Origin of the sequence: Enterococcus sp. RIT-PI-f (genome assembly GCF_001297065.1) — a bacterium.
In the GTDB taxonomy this organism is placed as follows: Bacteria; Bacillota; Bacilli; order Lactobacillales; family Enterococcaceae; genus Enterococcus_D.
Genome location: NZ_LHOX01000019.1, coordinates 1 through 3,263 on the forward strand (window position 1 = coordinate 1; position 3,263 = coordinate 3,263).

Genomic DNA, 3,263 nt, shown 5'->3' on the forward strand with positions numbered 1-3,263 from the left:
GCGTGGCGACGTCCTACTCTCACAAAGGGAAACCCTTCACTACAATCGGCGCTAAGAAGCTTAACTTCTGTGTTCGGCATGGTTACAGGTGTATCCTTCTTGCTATCGCCACCACACTATTCAATTGAGTAAGTGTTGCTCACTCAAAACTGGATTGAAGAATCAAAACTCTTCCGAGTTTTACTTTAATTTTGGTTAAGTCCTCGATCGATTAGTATCAGTCCGCTCCAACTATCACTAGCCTTCCACTTCTGACCTATCTACCTGATCATCTCTCAGGGATCTTACTTTCTTAAAGAAATGGGAAATCTCATCTTGAGGTGGGCTTCACACTTAGATGCTTTCAGCGTTTATCCCTTCCCTACATAGCTACCCAGCGATGCCTCTGGCGAGACAACTGGTACACCAGCGGTAAGTCCATCCCGGTCCTCTCGTACTAAGGACAGCTCCTCTCAAATTTCCAACGCCCGCGACGGATAGGGACCGAACTGTCTCACGACGTTCTGAACCCAGCTCGCGTGCCGCTTTAATGGGCGAACAGCCCAACCCTTGGGACCGACTACAGCCCCAGGATGCGACGAGCCGACATCGAGGTGCCAAACCTCCCCGTCGATGTGGACTCTTGGGGGAGATAAGCCTGTTATCCCCAGGGTAGCTTTTATCCGTTGAGCGATGGCCCTTCCATGCGGAACCACCGGATCACTAAGCCCGACTTTCGTCCCTGCTCGAGTTGTAGCTCTCGCAGTCAAGCTCCCTTCTGCCTTTACACTCTTCGAATGATTTCCAACCATTCTGAGGGAACCTTTGGGCGCCTCCGTTACTCTTTAGGAGGCGACCGCCCCAGTCAAACTGCCCATCTGACACTGTCTCCCAGCCCGATAAGGGCTGCGGGTTAGAGTGGCCATAACGCAAGGGTAGTATCCCACCATTGCCTCCATCGAAACTGGCGTCCCGATCTCTACGGCTCCTACCTATCCTGTACATGCGGTACAGACACTCAATATCAAACTACAGTAAAGCTCCATGGGGTCTTTCCGTCCTGTCGCGGGTAACCTGCATCTTCACAGGTACTAAAATTTCACCGAGTCTCTCGTTGAGACAGTGCCCAAATCGTTACGCCTTTCGTGCGGGTCGGAACTTACCCGACAAGGAATTTCGCTACCTTAGGACCGTTATAGTTACGGCCGCCGTTTACTGGGGCTTCAATTCGTACCTTCGCTTACGCTAAGCACTCCTCTTAACCTTCCAGCACCGGGCAGGCGTCAGCCCCTATACTTCATCTTTCGATTTTGCAGAGACCTGTGTTTTTGATAAACAGTCGCTTGGGCCTATTCACTGCGGCTGCTCGTTAGAGCAGCACCCCTTCTCCCGAAGTTACGGGGTCATTTTGCCGAGTTCCTTAACGAGAGTTCTCTCGCTCACCTTAGGATTCTCTCCTCGACTACCTGTGTCGGTTTGCGGTACGGGCCATTGTTTTCTCACTAGAAGCTTTTCTTGGCAGTGTGACATCAGAGACTTCGGTACTATTATTTCCCTCCTCATCACAGCTTGTCCGTGTAGTTAGAAGCATTTGACTCCTATCAAGACTTACTGCTTGAACAGACATATCCATCAGTCTGCATCTCTTAGCCTCCTGCGTCCCTCCATTGCTCAAACAAAAACAACGGGTACAGGAATATCAACCTGTTGTCCATCGCCTACGCCTTTCGGCCTCGGCTTAGGTCCCGACTAACCCTGGGCGGACGAGCCTTCCCCAGGAAACCTTAGTCATTCGGTGGACAGGATTCTCACCTGTCTTTCGCTACTCATACCGGCATTCTCACTTCTAAGCGCTCCAGCAGTCCTCACGGTCTACCTTCGACGCCCTTAGAACGCTCTCCTACCAATGCACCTAATGGTGCACTCCACAGCTTCGGTAATATGTTTAGCCCCGGTACATTTTCGGCGCAGGGTCACTCGACTAGTGAGCTATTACGCACTCTTTAAATGGTGGCTGCTTCTGAGCCAACATCCTAGTTGTCTGTGCAACCCCACATCCTTTTCCACTTAACATATATTTTGGGACCTTAGCTGGTGGTCTGGGCTGTTTCCCTTTCGACTATGGATCTTATCACTCACAGTCTGACTCCCGGATATGAATGTATGGCATTCGGAGTTTATCTGAATTCGGTAACCCGAGATGGGCCCCTAGTCCAAACAGTGCTCTACCTCCATCATTCTCAATTCCGAGGCTAGCCCTAAAGCTATTTCGGAGAGAACCAGCTATCTCCAAGTTCGTTTGGAATTTCTCCGCTACCCACACCTCATCCCCGCACTTTTCAACGTACGTGGGTTCGGTCCTCCAGTGCGTTTTACCGCACCTTCAACCTGGACATGGGTAGATCACATGGTTTCGGGTCTACGACAACATACTCAATCGCCCTATTCAGACTCGCTTTCGCTGCGGCTCCGTCTCTTCAACTTAACCTCGCATGCTATCGTAACTCGCCGGTTCATTCTACAAAAGGCACGCTATCACCCATTAACGGGCTTTAACTTGTTGTAGGCACACGGTTTCAGGATCTATTTCACTCCCCTTCCGGGGTGCTTTTCACCTTTCCCTCACGGTACTGGTTCACTATCGGTCACTAGGGAGTATTTAGCCTTGGGAGATGGTCCTCCCGGATTCCGACGGAATTCCTCGTGTTCCGCCGTACTCAGGATCCTCCTAGGTGTCATCCAAATTTCGTCTACGGGGTTTTTACCCTCTTTGACATACTTTTCCAAGTATTTCGACTATCTGAATGGACTACCATATCGGAGTCCTACAACCCCAACAAGCAAGCTTGTTGGTTTGGGCTTTTCCCGTTTCGCTCGCCGCTACTCAGGGAATCGAATTTTCTTTCTCTTCCTGCAGGTACTTAGATGTTTCAGTTCTCTGCGTCTACCTCGACTGTGCTATGTATTCACACAGACGTAACATCCTATAAAAGATGCTGGGTTTCCCCATTCGGAAATCTCTGGATCATAGCTTACTTACAGCTCCCCAAAGCATATCGGTGTTAGTCCCGTCCTTCATCGGCTCCTAGTGCCAAGGCATCCACCGTGCGCCCTTATTCACTTAACCTTTGACCTTACGGTCGGTTTTTCAAGTACTTCTTCTAGCGATAGAAGGTTGCTTGACTAAAATAAGCGTTGAACTTATTAAAAAACTCTTTTTTGTTCAACTCGGTGTGTGTTACTTGTTTTGATTTCTTCAATATCCAGTTTTCAATGAACAATAC

The 3,263-nt window shown here is 49.6% G+C and carries 2 rRNA genes; both read right to left on the minus strand.

Annotated elements, in window-relative coordinates:
* Positions 1-116 (minus strand): 5S ribosomal RNA (rrf, locus tag AEQ18_RS13370).
* Positions 117-191: 75 nt separating this feature from the next.
* Positions 192-3,106, minus strand: a 23S ribosomal RNA gene (locus tag AEQ18_RS13375).
* Positions 3,107-3,263 lie beyond the last annotated feature (157 nt).